This window comes from Sphingomonas yabuuchiae (assembly GCF_014199595.1).
GTDB classification, from domain to species: Bacteria; Pseudomonadota; Alphaproteobacteria; order Sphingomonadales; family Sphingomonadaceae; genus Sphingomonas; species Sphingomonas yabuuchiae.
In genome coordinates, this window is record NZ_JACHNX010000002.1 from 468,095 (window position 1) to 484,819 (window position 16,725).

Here is a 16,725-nt window from a genome sequence, read left to right on the forward strand (position 1 = left end):
TCCTTGTCTGGAATTGGGGGGATCAGCCGGCCTGTCCGCCGACCATCATGCGGTCGATGCGGAGAGTGGGCTGGCCGACGCTGACATGGAGCGACTGGCCCTGCTTGCCGCAGGTCGCCATGCCGGTATCGAAGGCCAGATCGTTGCCGATCATGGAAATGTGGCGCAGCGCTTCATGCCCGACGCCGATCAATGTCGCACCACGCACCGGGGCGACCAGCCGCCCCTTCTCGACCAGCCACGCCTCGATCGTGGTGAAGTTGAAACGGCCGGTGACGATATCGACCTGCCCGCCGTCGAATTCGGTCGCATAGATGCCGCGATCGATGGAGGCGATGATATCGGCCGGATCGGCCGTGCCGTTCGCCAGGAAGGTGTTGGTCATGCGCGGCATGGGCAGATGCGCATAGGACTGGCGACGGCCATTGCCCGTCGAGCGCGCGTTCATCAGCCCGGCGTTCAGCCGGTCCTGCATCAAACCGGTCAGCACCCCGTCCTCGACCAGTACGGTGCGGTCGGGCGGCGTGCCCTCGTCATCAATGCCCAGCGATCCCAGCCGCCCGGAAAGGCCGCCATCGTCGATCACCGTCACGCCGGGTGCCGCAATCCGCTCGCCGACCTTGCCGTCGAAGGCGGAGAGGTGCTTGCGGTGATGATCGCCCTCCAGCCCGTGGCCCACTGCCTCATGGAACAGCACGCCGGGATAGCCCGGTCCCAGGACCACCGGCATCTGGCCCACCGGCGCAGGGATGGCATCGAGATTGTTCAGCGCCATATTGGCCGCTGCTGCGACCATCCGGTCGACTGATGCGGCGTCGAACCCGCCCAATCCGGTACGCCGCCCCAGTCCCGCCTGTCCCCGTGCGCGGCGACCATCCTGTTCCGCGATTACGACTAGCGACAGGATGGTCATCGGCCGCACGTCCCCGGCCAGCAGCCCGTCCGCCTCGGCGACCAGGATCGTCGTGTCGGTCGCCCGGACATTGGCGTCGACCTGAACGATGCGACCGTCCTGCATCCGGGCGAGTTCGTCGATCCGCGTCAACAGGGCGATCCACGCCGCCGCATCCTCGACCGCCACCGTCTCGATCGCCGGATAGAGATGATGGCCAGCCGGGGTCCGGGTCAGAGCGATACCCTGCCCATACCGCCCCGCATCGCCGTGCCGCGCCAGCGTGCGGACCGCGCGTACCGTGTCGAGCAGCGCCCCCTCGCGCATGTCGGCGGAGTGGGCGAAGCTCACCTGCCCGCCATGCGCCGCCCGGGCGCCGACGCCCTGCCGCATCGAAAAGCCGCCCTGGGTGACCCGACCGCCCTCCAGCCGCCAACTGCGCATCGCCGTCGTCTCGAAATACAGGTCGGCCAGATCCGCGCCGCCGCCCGCCAGTTCGCCCAGCGCACGACCGATCGCCGCCTCATCATGCCCCGCCGGACCAAGCAGCACGGTACGCGCGCGGACGAGCGCCAGTGCGCCGCCGTTCATGCCTTTCCTCCCACCTGCATCTCGTCGATCAGGATCGATCCAGTGCGCAGCGCGCCCTGCCGCTCGACATCGTCGCCGACCGCGCGGATGCCGTTCAGCATCGCGGGCATCTGGCCCGCCAGCGTCACGTCGGTGACGGGGTGGACGACCTCGCCCCCCTCGACCCACAGCCCCTTGATCGCCTGGGTCCAATTGCCACTGGCCGGATCGGTCTTGCCGCCCTGAAATTCGGTCACGACCAAGCCCGTACCCAGCATCCGCAGCATCGCTGGCCAGTCGCCGCCCGGCGCGCTGCTGGTCAGGCGCAGATTGTAGAAACCATCGGCATTGCCGGTCGACGCCATGCCCAGCTTGCGTCCCGAGACGCTCGACAGGAACAGCCCCTCGACCACCCCGTCGCGCAGGATAGGACGGGCCGATCCGGCGATCCCCTCGCTGTCGAACGGACCGCTCGCCAATCCCAGCGGCTCGAACGGGTCCTCGGTCAGATTGAGATGAGAGGCCGCGACGCGCTGGCCGAGCGGCGCGCGCAGGAAGGTCATGCCGCGAAACTGCGCTATGCCGGTCAACGCCCCTGCCAGGTCGGAGACCAGCGACATCGCCGTGCGCGGGGCGAACAGCACCGGGCAACGCCGACTGGCGATGGCCCGTGCCCCCAGCGCCGCGCGGGCGCGATCGGCGGCGGTGCGTACCAATTGCTCGGGCAGGGCCAGGGCGTCGACGCTCCGCTCCTGCGACTGGCAGAAAGCCGACGTGCTGCCGCCCCCGTCCTGCGCCAGCATCACCGACCAGCGCCCGTCATTCGAGCGCCGGATACTACGGCAGAAGCCGTCGCTGGTCGCCAGCGCCCACAGTCCTTCGGTCGCGACCGCCACGGACTCGCCGACGCGAAGCCGGGGATCGGCCCCTGCCACCTCGCTGGCGATCCGATCGGCCAGCATCGCGGCGGTCAGCAGCGTATCGGGATCGCGCGGGCTTTCGGCGTAGAGCAAGGGCGAAATGCCCGTATAGGCAAGGCTGTGCGCTGGCGGCAGACCGCCGTCCGGGTCCGGCTGGACATGCTGGGCGATCATCATCGCCTCGTCCACCAGTCGTTCGATCGCCGCCGGATCGAAGCTGGCGGTAGAGGCCACTCCGCGCCGTCCCTGATGGAAGACGGTCAGCCCCAAGACTTGCGTCCCGCTGCGCTCGGCAGTCTCGACCTCGCCGTGCCGCACGGCGATCCGGGCAATGCCCTCATGATGCGCCGAGGCGCGCGCGCTCGCGCCGCGCCGCGCCGCGATTTCGACAGCCCGCGTCGCGGCATCGCGCAGGTCCGCCTCGTCCTGGGTCAGGAGCGCGCTCATGCCTCGTCCTCGGTGATGGCGGCCGCCGTCGCATGGCCATGGTGCAGGCGCAGGCGATGCGTGTGATAGGCGGCAAGCTTTTCGTTGTGTACGACGCTGACGATGGTGGCGTCCGGCATCGCGTCGAGCACGGCCCGGTAGAAGAAAGCGGCATTGTCGGCATCGAGCGCGCTGGTCGCTTCATCGACGATCAGCAGGGTCGGGCGCTTCAACAGGATGCGGGCCAGCGCGACACGCTGCTGCTCGCCGGGCGACAGCTCCTCCTGCCACATGCGCAGTTCGTGCAGGGCGGTCCCGTGGGCCTTCAGCCCGACCTTTTCCAGCAGGGCGAGGACGGTCGCGTCGTCATGCTGTTCGGGCCGGTCGGGGAAGCAGACCGCCCCCTTCAGCGTGCCCAGCGGCAGGTATAGCCGTTGCGGCACCAGCATCGCCCGGCCACGGCGGGTCATCGCCACCTGGCCCGCTCCGTCCGGCCACAGCCCCGCAATCGCGCGCAGAAGTGTGGTCTTGCCGGTGCCGGACGGCCCCTGGATCACCCAGCGCTCGCCGTCGCGGACCGTCCAGTCGGCGACGGCCATCAAGGGGGCTCCATTGGGGCGGCGAAGTTCCAGCCCCTCAACCCGGATCGCCACGCCGTCGGGTGTACCGCCGGGCATGAAGGTGATCCCGCGCGGACGCTCGTAATCGATCGCATCATCCAGCGCCTTGAGACGGTTGATGTTGGCGACCTGCCGCGCGATGCCGGGATAGGCCATGACGATATAGGACAGGCTTGCCGAAAACTGGGTGAAGGCGTCGCGGGCGGCCTGAACCTGTCCGAAGGTGATCGCACCGGCGAAATATTTCGGCACGGTCAGGAACAGCGGCACGACCGTCATCGTGCGCTGGTAAATGTCCTGCCCGGCGCTCAGGCCGGCATTGGCCAGCATCAGTTGAAAGAAGTTGCGGCGGATATTGGCGAAGGCGGTCTTCAGCCCGTCCTGCTCGATATTCTGCGCATGGGAGAAAGCGATCTGCTCGCCATTGCGGCGGACGTGCAGCAGGCCGGCACGGTAATCGGCCTCATAATGTTGTTCGCGCATCTTGCGACGGACGAAAGGCTTGCCGATCCAGGTGATCACGGTCGTGCCAAGGACGACATAGGCGATCGAGAACCAGATCAGGTCGCCGCCGGGCAGCGGGATACGATCGCCGAACAGCGGGATAGCGAGCGGCGACGAGGTTTGCAGCAGGATCGTGGCGAAGGCGATCGCCCGCACCAGGCTGAAGATCAGCGAGATGGCAATGCTGAGCGGCGATTGGCCATATTCCAGGCCCATCGAGGTAAAGGCGCGCACATCCTCGGCGATACGCTGATCGGGGTTGTCGATCATGCGCAACCGCTCGATCTCGTAGAAACGGTCCCGCGCGAACCAGCGACCGAGATACCAGTCGTTCAGCCAGTGCCGCCACCGGATCGACAGGGTCCAGCCGACGATATTGTGCAGGAACTGCGTCCCGATCGCCAGCCCGGCGATCATCATGAACATCACGACCAGCGACACGAATTGCGCCCCCTGCCGCCGTTCGATCGCATCGTAGAAGTCCCGTTGCCACGTATTGGACAACAGGAAGGCATAGGTCGTCCCGACCTCGACCGCGCAATAGCATGCGACCAGGAACCACGCCCATTTCCAGTCCTGCGACACGAAGTACCGCGTGCACAGCCGCCAGGCATGCGCCCAGCGTGCACCGGCTGGCTGGACAGGCTGGAGACCCGCTTCGCGGCGGGTCTCCTCGGCATGGGCAGGGGGTGGCATCATTGGTGGGAACCCCGTTCAGAACAGGCGCTTGGAGATGGTGAGGCGCAGGTTGCGTGGCTCGGCGACCGGAACATAGGTGAAGGCCGACGCCGACCCGTAATTGCGCCGATCGAAGATGTTGCGGATGCCGATATTGATGTCGAAACCCCGGACGGTCAGAAAGCCGTTGACGTCCACCTGCCGCGACGGCGGCACGACATATTGGCCGAGGAGATTGGCGTAGGAACTGGAGCGTCCATACAGACCGGCCGACAGGCCCCCGCTGACGCCCTCCGCGATCCTCGATCGATAGGAGGAGAACAGGCTGTACGTATCGCGCGGCTGCTGTGCGACGACCGTCTGAAGCGCATTGACCGTCAACAGTGCATATCTGGTCCGCGTCAGCGACGCCAGCACCGACCAGCCCGGCAGCAACTGCCCCGCGATGTTCAGGTCGATCCCCCGCCCGCGCTGACCCGGCCCAGGGGAGAGATCGGTCGGGTCCGCCGGATTGCGGATGATGATATTGTCCTGCTGTATGTCGAAATAGGATGCGTTGATCGTCGCGCGCTTGTGGAACAGGTCGAACTTGACGCCCGCTTCCTTGTTGGTGGTGATGATGTTCGGCAGGATGCTGCCATTCTTCGCCACCGCGAAAGACGCCTGCTCGCCGCGGGAGTAATTGGCGAACAGCGACAGGTTGCTCGTGGCATCGAAGATCAGGCCGCCACTGGGCGACACGCCGTTGTTCCGCTGGACGTTGATGGCCGAAGGCCCCGCAAAGAAGGTCTGCGACGTGGTTTCGAACCAGTTCTTGCGAACGCCGCCCAAAATCTTCAATTTCCAGAATTCGATCAGTGCCTGGCCATAGACGCCTTCCTGCTTGCCGCCCGAACGGATCTGGACATTGCCGAACGGCGACCAACGAATGTCGGTCAGCGGCCCGCTGGCGGTGAAGGACGGGTTCAGGATCCGACTATAGACCAGGCCACTACGCTGTTCGGCGGAGCCGTCGCCATAATTATATCCGACGTTGAAGCTGGCCTTCACATCGTCGGCGATGTGCGTCTTGACGCGCAGGAAGCCGTCAATGGCATTGGCCGAGCCCTGTTGCCGCGATCCCTGAAGGTCGATGACGGGGATACCTTGGCGACTATAGCCCGAATTACCCGCACGCGTCGTCAGCAGGGTCTGATCATGCAAGCCACGAACGACCAATTCGATGCCCGGCACGATCTGTCGGGTCGCATCGAAATAATAGCGTTTGGTCGCGATCCGGATGCCTTGGTTGGGGGCGTAGATCGGCACCGACGGATCGCGGTCGATGATCCGAAACGTCTTGTTGTCGAACAGCGTATAGGCGCCGATGCCGGTGACGGCCTCGTTCATGCTCGCACCGATCACGATGTCGGTCAGGCGATCCTTGTACCGAAGCGACGGCGCGAACAACCAGTCCTTGTTGCCCGTATAGCCGCCATAGTTTCGATCCATCGTCTGCGCACTGCCGATGACGCGGGCCGACAGCTTCTTGTCGCCGGTGATCGCGTTGTTGGCATCGATGACGCCGCGCGCCAGACCGAAGGAGCCGGTGTCGAAGCTGACCGCCAGGCGCTCCTCGGCATTTGGCTTTTTGGTGACGACGTTGATGTTGCCGCCCAGGTTGCCGAACCCGGCCAGGATCGCATCCGGCCCCTTCAGGATTTCGACCCGCTCGATATTGGCCACCGGCTGGTCGGCCCCCGCCGCCACGCCATATTGCGACGATGTCGTCAGGCCGTTCACCAGCCCTCCGGCTCCGAAGCCGCGAATGGTATAGGATGCGCCGCTGTTCGGGTTGTTGCCCAGCACCGACACACCGCCCGCGTTGCGCAGGATGTCAGTGATGTTCAGCGCCTGCTGTTCCTCGATCGTCTTGGCGGTGATGACTTGGGTGTTGCGCGGCTGATGGCGCAGGCCCAGGCCGTTGCGGTCCGAGGTGGTCGCCTGACGCACCAGCACGCTGGTTTCCGCCTCGTCGCGCCGTGCGGTCACGACGATATCGTTGACGACGACCAGGCCCCCCTGCACCGCCGGAACGACGGTCAGGCTCGTTCCGCCGATGACCGTCCTGATCGCATCCGCCGCCGATTGCGCACCGCGCACGGGGCGTGAAGTCAGCCCCTTGACCGCGTCGGGATCGAAATTGACGTTCACACCCGATTGCCTGCCGATCATATCCAGCGCGCGGTCCATCGGCATGGCGGGCACGGTGATGTCCCCCGTCCGCACGGCCTGCGCAGCGGCGGCACCCGGCACGCTCGCGCCCAGAAGGCTGATGACACTCAGGCTGGCAAATCCCAGCACATGACGCCCACTCCCAGTCAGATTCAGCATGCAATCCCCCCTTCACAGGGCGCGCGCCATCCTCCACGGCAAAGCCGCGGCCGGATAGAAAGCCATCCCTGTCGACAAACGGTTGGCGCCTCGCGGCGGATGATGCGGTGGCGATCCTCTAAGGAGGCTACCGCGGCCGTATTCCTGCTGACGACAGCCCGTGTCTTGGCGATGCGATATGCCAGCCGGACCTTCTGTCGTGGGAGACGCTATGCTTCAGTCTTGTGACAGGCAAATTCGAAATGTTCATGGGGGCATGAACCCATTCGATGATAGCCCTCAAACCTTGTAATATTGCTCGAAATACGACCTCGCTTGCAGAATGAACCATTTGAGCACCGGGTCGTGGCGGTTGCGCGGCCACTGGGCGACGGTGACGATCCCTCGGCGAGCGAACGGTGCCTCGAATACCTTGAACGGCATCAACGCCGCATAATGCTGGAACACCCATGAATTGCCCGTGGCGACAAGATCGCTGCCGATCACGATCGCGGGCAGCGTCGCCTGGGACGTGGCCCGGACGCAGATGCGCCGTGCACGCAACATGTCCACCCCGTTCTGGTCTAGCGCGAAAGTCTGCCTCTCCTCCCCGCGGGCGACGATATGCCGCGCGGCCCGATATTGCGCTTCGGTGATTTCGACGCAGTTCTCGAACTCCGGGTGGCGATCCCAGACCAGGCAGCTCGGCCAGACGGTCAGCATCGGCATCGTCTCCAGCCCGTCGAGCGCCATATGCTCGGGCAGCAGCAGCAGATCGGCCCCCTGATCGAGCGATCTGTCCGGCCGTTCGATGTCCAGGGGGATGACGTTCACCTGCAAACCGGGGGCCAGGGTCGAAAAGCTGCGCAATACCGGGCCCAGCAGCATCTGCTCGTTCGCATCGTCGGCAGCGATGGTGATAGTCTCAGTGGTGGTCAGGGGATCGAAGGCGATGGAATAGTTGAAGGCGCCCTCCACCTCCCGCATGATCCGGCGCACTTCAGGCCGCAATGCATGCCCCAGCGGCGTCAGCTGCGGCTCCCCCCCTGTATGGACCACCAGGTCATCACCGAAATGATCGCGCAGGCGCCGCAGCGCATGGCTCATCGCCGATTGGCTCAGGCTGACGCGACGTCCCGCCTCGGTCAGGGTCGGGGCGTGCAGGATGGCGTCGAGCGGATAGAGCAGGTTGAGGTTGAGCCGACGGACCGTGCCGCCATGGAGAGAGGCTGACGCACCACCTTGACCATTTGACGATTGGCCCGAAGCCGTCATTGCCCGCCCTTCCCCGCCCAAGGCCCAAAGGCCTTGCGATGCATAACAAGAGCGCAGGCGGGTTGGTAGATCGACCGATCGGGTTCACCGCCGCCGGGCCGATATGACGGACGATGCTATTATGCCCCGACGGTGACCTCCATCGTCACACGACGGTTGGCGGGTGCGACCTCGTCGTCATCGCTCATCTCGAGCAACGGACGGCCGTCGGCTGCCCAGTGAACGCGACGCAGGCGCGCATCCCGTCCGTCCTTACCGACGCCGTTCCCCCAGCTGTGATAGACATATAGATCGTTACCATCCTCGTCGGTCGTGAACGAGCCATGGCCCGGCCCCTGTTCGTAACGCCGATAGTCTTCGTCGCCCTTGGGCATGGCCACGCTTTTCTGAAGCGGAGCGGACCATTTGCGCCACGCGTCGATGCGGGTCAGGTCGCTATCGAGCGAGGCGGACGTGCCGTTGACGACATAGGTCGGGCTGACCCCCGAGCTGGAATAGACAAGCGCCACGCGATTGCCCCGGATCAGCGCGAAGGCCCCCTCGGCGAGGTTTTCCTCCACCGAGGTATCCGGCGCGATGACGGGCGACGGCAGACCGGCGAGGCGCGTCGGTCGGGCGGGATCGACCTTGGCGATCCACGTCAACGGATCGCCGAGCGGCCCGGACGTCGGCAGGTATCGCTGGGACCAGGTGTAATAGCCCTGACCCCGTACCTCGAAATAGGACATGTCGAGACTGATATTGGCGGGCATGTCCGGCCGCCCGAGCGGGGTACCATCCGCCTTGCGGATCGCGGCCGGTTTCGACCAGTCGGCGGGATTGGCGGGATCGCCGCCGTCGCGAAGCTGCATGATGTGCGACTCCACCGTCGACCATACGCCGCCCTCGTTGGACTGCGGGTCGGTCGGATTGAAGCAGGGCGCAAACAGGATCGACAGTCGTCCGCCGATTTCATGGATTTCAGGTGCCCAATAGCATCCCGCAATCACTCGGCCTTCCGCCGTCCGATCGCGGCGGATCCGTCGATTGAGCAGGTCGACTTCCCGTGCGCGGCCGCCCTTGTCGTCGGCCAGATCGGCGATCGTATCGGCGATACGGAGCGGCAGATGGGGCGAGCCGACATTGTCGTTGTTCGTGTCGTCCGTCGCGACGAACAGATAGCGGACCCGGCCCTGATGCTCCCAGCGATAGATATTGGGATCGGCGCGTTCATAGGCAAAGATCGCCGGATAGCGGCGCTGGCGGACGGTGCCATGGACGAGATAGCGTCCCGGCTTGCCCAACTGCGCCAGATCGGCGGCGTCCCAATCCACCGCGCGCGTCGCGGTGGAGCCGTCCGAATAGCCCAGTTTCACCGGCACTGCGGCGAGCCCACCGGCATCGCCCGGTCGGATCGTCTGCGGCGTCACGGTCGCAGCCGTGTTGACGATGCGGCCGAAACGATTGCCCAGCGCTGTCGCGGTGACGTCGTCGACGGGCAGCGTATCAATGGCCGTGGTCGTGAGATCACCGATGCGGGCGTCCCCCACATTGCCGATGGAGGCGATCCTCGGGCGGCGTCCCCCCGTCTCGGGATAAAACGGTGTCTGCTGCCATTCCTGACGCGTCAGATCGGCCACGGTCGTCCAGCGCAACTGCCCCGAACGGTCGATCCACGATAGGATGTAACGCTGGGCGGCGCTGTCCCAGATGGCGTGGGGATGATCGATGCCGTCATTCGACCTGAGATCCAGCGTGCCGAGCTCGACGAACTCCGCCGATTGGGGATCGCGGCGGAAGATGACGATGGCGGACGGTGACGGATCTTGCTTGCCGTCCATGTCCACGCGTGTCGCGATGACGCCGATCGTGCCGTCGGAGAAGTGGAAGAGCGAAGGATTCGAAACGCCGCGAAGGGCGACGCGATCGACGCCGATATAATCCCCACGGGCGAACATCACGCCATAGTCGTCGTTGAGCGGGGTCATCGTGCCATCGCCCCCCGACATGGCCAGATGGACACTTCGCGCGACGGTCGGCTGGTTCGCATCCTGCGACGTGGTCGGCGTGCGCGCATAGGCTTCCAGCTGGCGTGCGGACTTGCCGAGCAGCTTCACTTTGAACCGCTTGGTCAGGGTCTTGCCGTCCGGCCGGGTCAGCCTACCCTCAAGGCTGACGACGCGGGCGTCCGCCGTCATGTTGGTCAGGATGCCGTCGGGTACGTCGCGGCCATCGGCGCGCCAGGCGGCGGTATGCCCCACCGGCACCGGCAGGCGCGTTCCCGATGCCAGGATCGGGGCGACGATCCAGCGATCGGCGACGGTCGCGAGATCGGGCGCGACCCGGTTCCAATGCGCCACCAGAGCATCGCGCTCGGCCGCGGTGATGGGAAGCACCGTACCGTGTCGTGGGGACTCGGGCAGGTGGAACCGGCGCGGATAGGTCCACGCGATCTTGCCCTCAAGCGAATGGGTGGCGAGCGGAATATAGCCGACGCCGCCATAATTATCGACCCACAGGAAATATCGAAACCCGCTGGTATCGCCCGGATTGGCGCGAAACGCGGTCGGTCCTTCCACCTCGGGCGTGCCGGCGCGACGACCGATGCAGCGGTCGACGATCTTCCACGCACCCGACGCGCCATCGGCCCGGAGCGAGGACGACGTCTGCGCCAGAATATCGCTGGACGGGCAACCGGCTGCATCGCTGATCTTGGTGAAACGATAATAGCGATCGCCGTCCCGCAGGACCGTCGCATCGATCATCCCTTTCGCCTTGACGGCACCGGGAACATCGGCGGACCGGAACCATGGTTCGGGCGTGCTAAAATTGCGAAAATCGCGTGTGGTCGCACGCAGGATCTGCGGGCCGTTGCCATCCTCCACCTTGTGCGCCGCATCCTTGTAGCGGGTGGAGGTCCAATACACGACATAGGCGCCGATCGTCGGGTCATAAGTCGCCTCCGGCGCCCAAGTCATGCCCGCATCGGGCAGATTGACGAGGACGTGCCGTTGCTTCCCCCAGTGGATGAGGTCGGTCGACTCCCAGACTTCGAGATATCGGCTGCCCTGGCTGGTCGAATCACGCCACCCGGTGCGCCCGGTCGAAAGATCGGTCGCAAGCAGGAAGAAGCGGTCCCCTTCGGCAGAGCGCATGATGAACGGATCGCGCAGGCCCCGCGTACCCTCACGCGACTCCAGGACCGGCTGCGCGTCGTTCAGGGTCTTCCATTGCAGGGCGTTGTTGCCGTCCGACACGGCAAAACGCAGCTTCTCCCCGTCGATGCTATTGCCGGTGAAGTAGACGAACATATAGGCCGAAGGCGCAGGAGCGGCGGCGGGCGCGGCCAGCACGGTGACGTCGATCGGGACGGACACGGGCCGGTGGTCGGGTAGCGCGACGGTTGCGGTCAGGCGAATGCGACGGTCGCCGGTGCCGCGCGTGACGCGCCCCTTGCGTATGACGTCAGGGCCGCGCCCCATATCGACGTCCGAAATAATGGCAGGATTGGAGGATCGCCACGTAATCCGCGCCTTGCCGATATTCGGCACATTGCGAAGCCCCGACAGGCCTGAGGCATCGTCGGGGAGCGTGACGTTTCCACGGAGCGGGGCTGCAAATACGGGATCGGAGCGCAACGCGTTCGCAACGGCGTCCGTCAGCGGATCGGCGGCGGGTGCCGCCCCGACCAGCGCAATGCCTGCCAACCCACATAACAAATTGCCAAGGGGATGCGATCCGCCATTCATCCTGTATCTCCCGGTAGCAACGATGGCGAATGCGTCGCCTCGCAGCGTCATTATGGCGACATTATGTCCGACATTTGCGCGACGGCAAGAGGGTGACCCAGATTTTTTCTACCATGGCCGCCGGATGAAGGCTGCGGCGAGTGGCAGCGCGAAATATGGCTGAAAACTAGCGATCCTAGCGGGAGAGCGCTTTGTAATCCATCAGGCGGCGGAAGGGGATATCGCCGCGGGAGCCGTGCCAGATCGCCTTCATCCCGCATCCAATTGATCGACAAAAGATTTTTGAGCTCGGCATTCGGGATCGGCGGCGTGGAGCGCATCTTCGGATGAAGCCCGCTCCCACGAAGACCCAGGCGACGGTCGAACCCTGAAAACGACGGATGCAGATATGCCGCACGGACCTACCGGCTCTGCCCCGTCCACCATTCACTGATCATATCCGAGCGTCGGGCGTCAGCGCTGCTTCTTGGTGATGGTCGCGGTGAAGTCCGGATCCTTCTTGGCGACCCAATCCACGAATTTCCGGACGTTCGGGTGATCGAGCAGGCCAGCCACGTTCATCCCATGCCGCTGCAGTTCGGAATTGCTGAAATTCACGGTCAGGGTCTGCTGGCATATCGGATGCATCGGCACGACATCTCGGCCACCCCGGCTTTTGGGTACTGGATGGTGCCAGACGATAGTCTTCCCCGTCGGCCGACCGCAGAGCCAGCATGGCACCGGTGCGGCCGGGACCTCCTCTTCCGGCGGGAGGTGATCATAGGGATCGTGTTTGGAACGTCTGGCCATGGATGGAACAACTACCTTATTTCCGACCGCCTGTAGCAAAGCGATCCACCCCGTCATATGAAAAGCTGCAAAAGGCCCCCACCCCGCCGGGCCGATGGGGGCGAAGATGACGAGTTTGGCGAAACCATGGGATGCGGCACTGGCCCGCAAATGGCTGGAACGCCGCTATGAGGCGGCGCGGCTGGATCAGGCCGCCGCCGATCGGCGCGGCTACGAAGCCCGCGATGACTTCGACAAGGCCGCTGCTGAGGAATGGGTGTGTCGTGTGCTGAAAAGCGCCGAATGCGTTGACGATCAAGCTGCGCTCATCATCCGCATCAAAGAGTTGATCGGACAGGACGAGTATCCCGCAACCGGCGTGAATGACGATATGCGGTTCGAACGGCATGTTCGTACCTATCTGCGAAAGCTCGCCAAAATGGCGAAGACGAATGAAGGCTTTGAAAAGACCCTTCGCCATCAGTGAGGATGGCGATACGCCGACCAAGGCGGGCCCACAGGCAGTGGTCGAGGCCCCCGGCCCGCATTCCCGCTTCGCTCGTTTGCAATAGCCCCTCCGAGTGGCCAACGACGCGACCTCGAACGGGCTGGCCGCATGCTCGCCCGCAAAACGAAAAACTGCGGTCGGCCTGGCAGTAGCGATCTGCCATCGCCGACGTGCACGATAGCCCAAGCTTCGGCGAAACCATCTTGTCGGACTTGAAGCCCCAACGTGTCAGGAGGCCTTCCGGCCAAGCAATGCGGCCTCGACAGACATCCAAACCCAACTAGCGCGATTCGTAGAAAACTTTAAGTCTGCCGGGATTTATTGTTGGATTGTTGCGCCTTCAGGTTCAGACACCTAGCTTTCTTAAGCTATTACAATATCTGGATAATTATCAGATATTGGCGAGACAGCCAATCCCCGCCCGAACGCGCGGAGTCAACCATCACCAAAAATACCCCATAAAATCATTATGTTACGCAAACGTGGCAAATCGCGGTTTTTTCTTTCAAATGTATTTGTCAGGCATTTTCCTTTGTGCCATGTAAGGCACGAACCGCAACTTAGCGGGCATACATTTGGGGGGAGGATCTATGCGAGATATTGCATCGCGCTGGCTGTTCGGCGCGTCCGTCGTTGCGATCGCAACGGGTGGCATTCACAACATCGCCCATGCACAGACCGCCGTGGCGCCGCCGAAGCGCGGTGCCGAGCTTCGCGTGGAGCAGGGCCGCGATCCCAGCCAGCCGACCGGCGCGCTCAATGCCTCGCAGGTCGCGGAGCAGGGCGTTTCGGATCAGGACATCGTCGTCACCGGCGTGCGCGAGTCGCTGCGCTCGGCGCAGGCGTTGAAGCGCAACGCCAATCAGATCATCGACTCGGTGCAGGCGCAGGACATCGGCAAACTGCCCGACGCCAACACGACCGAGGCGTTGCAGCGCATCACCGGTGTCCAGATCCAGCGCCGCTATGGCGAAGGCGCGACCGACTTCGATCACCGCACCTCGCCCGCCATCACGGTGCGCGGCCTGACCCAGGTGCAGAACTTCCTCGACGGCCGTGCCGTCTATTCGGCATCGGGCGGCCGCGCCTTCGATCTGGAGGGGATTCCGCCCGAATTGCTCGGCGGCATCGACGTCTACAAGAACGCCCCTGCCAATGTCATCGAGGGCGGCGTCGGCGCGGCGGTGAATCTGCGCACCCGCCTGCCCTTCGACCAGCCCGGCCAGACGATCAGCGGCACGCTGCGCGGCAACTATTATGACCGCGTCGACAAGTTCGGCTATTCGGCCTCGGGTCTGTACAGCAACCGCTTCGACACCGGCATCGGCGAGATCGGCGTCCTGTTCAATGCCGTCTATTCGACCGCGCATTACCGCCAGGACGGCATCCTCGCAAACCCGCAGCAGCCGATACCGGCCGGCAGCATTGCCGGCGCGCCCGCCAATGCCCGGGCACCCATGGGGATGCAGGTCTATGACGATCTCGGCGACCGTCGTCGCCTGGGCATCGCCAGCGCGGTGCAATGGCAGGCCGCCGACAATCTGCTGATCACCGGCCAGTATCAGCTCGCGAAATACTGGTTTAACCGGCGCGGGGCCTACTATTACACGGTCAATGGCGGCAGCCAGTCCAATCCCCTGCCCGGATCGACCTTCACCTTCAACAACGAAGGCTATGCGACCTCCGGCTCGCTGCGAGGGCAGAATTTCGAGACCGGGCGTTTCGACCAGGAGTTGTGGAGCCAGAGCCAGAACTTCACCCTGGCCGCCGATTGGCAGGCGACGGACCGGGCTAAGGTCCATTTCGACGCCCAGTATCTGAAGAGCTATTATAACGCCGACCGCAACGGCCATGTCCTGTCGCTGTTTACCGCCGCTGGGCAGAACACGCCCACCGGATCGCCGCACCCGTCGACCATCGACTTCGACCTGCGCGGCAGCCGCCCGCAATGGGACGTGCGCGACAAGGCGCTGCTGAGCAATCCGGCCAATTACAGCACGCCGTTCATCGCCGACGCCTTGCAGCGCAACGACGCGGACACGCTCGCGCTGGCCTATGACATCGAATATGATCTGGAGGGCGGCTTCCTCCAGAAATTGCGCGGGGGCGCGCGCTATTCGGACAATTCGATCGATCTGCGCGGCACCTGGAATGGCGTCTGCCTGTATGCGACCGGGCCCGATCCGTCCTGCTCGGCCAAGGACGGCACGCCCCTGATCCCGCTCAGCCGCAATCCCCAGCTGGCCATGCCGGGGCCGTCCAAGAATTTCTTCGACGGACGCAGCGTGACCGGCGGCTTCCTCTATCCCGCCTTCCCCGCTGGCGACGGAGTCTGGGCGCAGACCAAGGCGCTGTACGCGCTGTTCGGGGCCCAGACGAAGGATGCCTTCACGCCGGGCGATCTGAATTCGCAGACCGAGAAGACCTATACCGCCTGGGGCGCGGTCGATTACGCATTCGAAGGCGCGGGCCTGCGCTTCGATGGCGGCGTGGGCGTCCGGCTGGTGAAGACCGACCTGACCTCCTTCGGTACGCAGTTCAACTCCAACGGGACCAGCTCGCCGCTCTCGATCCAGAACAGCTATACCCGCGCGCTGCCCAGCGTGAACCTGCGGGCGCGGATCACCGAAGAGTTCCAGATGCGCTTCGCCTATTCCAAGGGGCTGGCGCGGCCGAATTTCGACCAGTTGTCGACGAACCTGACGCTGAACAATCCCAATCAGATCAATCCGATCACCGGCCGCCCCAGCGCCAATTCGGGCAATCCGCGCCTGCGACCGATTTCGTCCAACAATTTCGACCTGACGGCGGAGTGGTATTTCGCCTCCACCGGATCGCTGACGGGTGGCCTGTTCTACAAGAAGGTCGACGGTTTTCTGGCCAGCGGCGTGATCGTCCAGAATTTTCAAGGGCGCGCCTATGACGTCAACACCGTGCTCAATTCGGGCAAGGGCACCGTCAAGGGTGCGGAGATCGGCTATCAGCAGTTCTTCGACTTCCTGCCGGGCCTGCTCAGCGGCTTCGGCATGCAGGCGAATTACACCTATGTCGACTCCAACGTCACCAACCCGTTCGCCATTGCCGGGTCCGGCAACACCCAGCTGCCGCTGGAGAAGCTGTCCAAGCACAATTACAATCTGATCGGGCTGTACGAAAAGGGGCCGCTGACCGCACGCCTCGCCTATAACTGGCGGTCGAGCTATCTCGACCAGACGTTCGGCGCCGGCACCAACCAGCCGCAATATGCCAAGCCCTATGCGTCGCTGGATGCGTCGGTCAGCGTCAATGTGAACAGCCATATCGCGGTCTCCGCCGATGCGGTGAACCTGACCAATCGTATGAACGTCACCTATATCGGCACCATGGGGCAGCCGCTTCAGTATCAGCTGAACGATCGCCGCTTCGGTCTGTCGCTCCGCGCGACCTATTGATCCCCGCCTGCCGGCATGGTCTGACAATCGGACCATGCCGGCTCTTTTCGTCA

9 protein-coding genes are annotated in these 16,725 nt (G+C 64.3%); 2 read left to right on the forward strand and 7 right to left on the reverse strand.

Features of this window, described 5'->3' with window-relative positions:
* Positions 1-22: 22 nt before the first annotated feature.
* The 7 genes from GGQ89_RS05280 to GGQ89_RS05310 all read right to left on the reverse strand — a co-directional run bounded on the left by GGQ89_RS05280 (position 23) and on the right by GGQ89_RS05310 (position 12,754).
* Complete coding sequence (locus tag GGQ89_RS05280; protein WP_184104637.1) at positions 23-1,483, reverse strand: TldD/PmbA family protein; 1,461 nt, start codon at positions 1,481-1,483, stop codon at positions 23-25.
* Entirely contained in the window at positions 1,480-2,829 is a 1,350-nt protein-coding gene (locus GGQ89_RS05285; protein ID WP_184104639.1) for a TldD/PmbA family protein, read from the reverse strand. The genes GGQ89_RS05280 and GGQ89_RS05285 overlap by 4 nt, the downstream gene beginning before the upstream one ends.
* Complete coding sequence (locus GGQ89_RS05290; RefSeq protein WP_240456294.1) at positions 2,826-4,631, reverse strand: ABC transporter ATP-binding protein/permease; 1,806 nt, start codon at positions 4,629-4,631, stop codon at positions 2,826-2,828. Before GGQ89_RS05290 ends, GGQ89_RS05285 begins: the two co-directional genes overlap by 4 nt.
* A 15-nt stretch (positions 4,632-4,646) precedes the next feature.
* Positions 4,647-6,983 (reverse strand): TonB-dependent siderophore receptor, encoded by a 2,337-nt coding sequence (locus tag GGQ89_RS05295; RefSeq protein WP_184104641.1) that lies wholly within the window; start codon positions 6,981-6,983, stop codon positions 4,647-4,649.
* Between the two features lie 279 nt (positions 6,984-7,262).
* Positions 7,263-8,237 (reverse strand): LysR family transcriptional regulator, encoded by a 975-nt coding sequence (locus tag GGQ89_RS05300; RefSeq protein ID WP_184104643.1) that lies wholly within the window; start codon positions 8,235-8,237, stop codon positions 7,263-7,265.
* 119 nt (positions 8,238-8,356) lie between these two features.
* Entirely contained in the window at positions 8,357-11,965 is a 3,609-nt protein-coding gene (locus GGQ89_RS05305; protein ID WP_184104645.1) for a family 43 glycosylhydrolase, read from the reverse strand.
* Between the two features lie 453 nt (positions 11,966-12,418).
* On the reverse strand, positions 12,419-12,754 hold the full coding sequence (locus GGQ89_RS05310; protein WP_184104647.1) for a hypothetical protein: 336 nt from the start codon (positions 12,752-12,754) through the stop codon (positions 12,419-12,421).
* A gap of 106 nt (positions 12,755-12,860) precedes the next feature.
* Here GGQ89_RS05310 and GGQ89_RS05315 point away from each other — a divergent pair, with 106 nt between their 5' ends.
* Entirely contained in the window at positions 12,861-13,220 is a 360-nt protein-coding gene (locus GGQ89_RS05315; protein ID WP_184104649.1) for a hypothetical protein, read from the forward strand.
* Between the two features lie 611 nt (positions 13,221-13,831).
* Complete coding sequence (locus GGQ89_RS05320; RefSeq protein ID WP_184104651.1) at positions 13,832-16,672, forward strand: TonB-dependent receptor; 2,841 nt, start codon at positions 13,832-13,834, stop codon at positions 16,670-16,672.
* Positions 16,673-16,725: the final 53 nt, after the last annotated feature.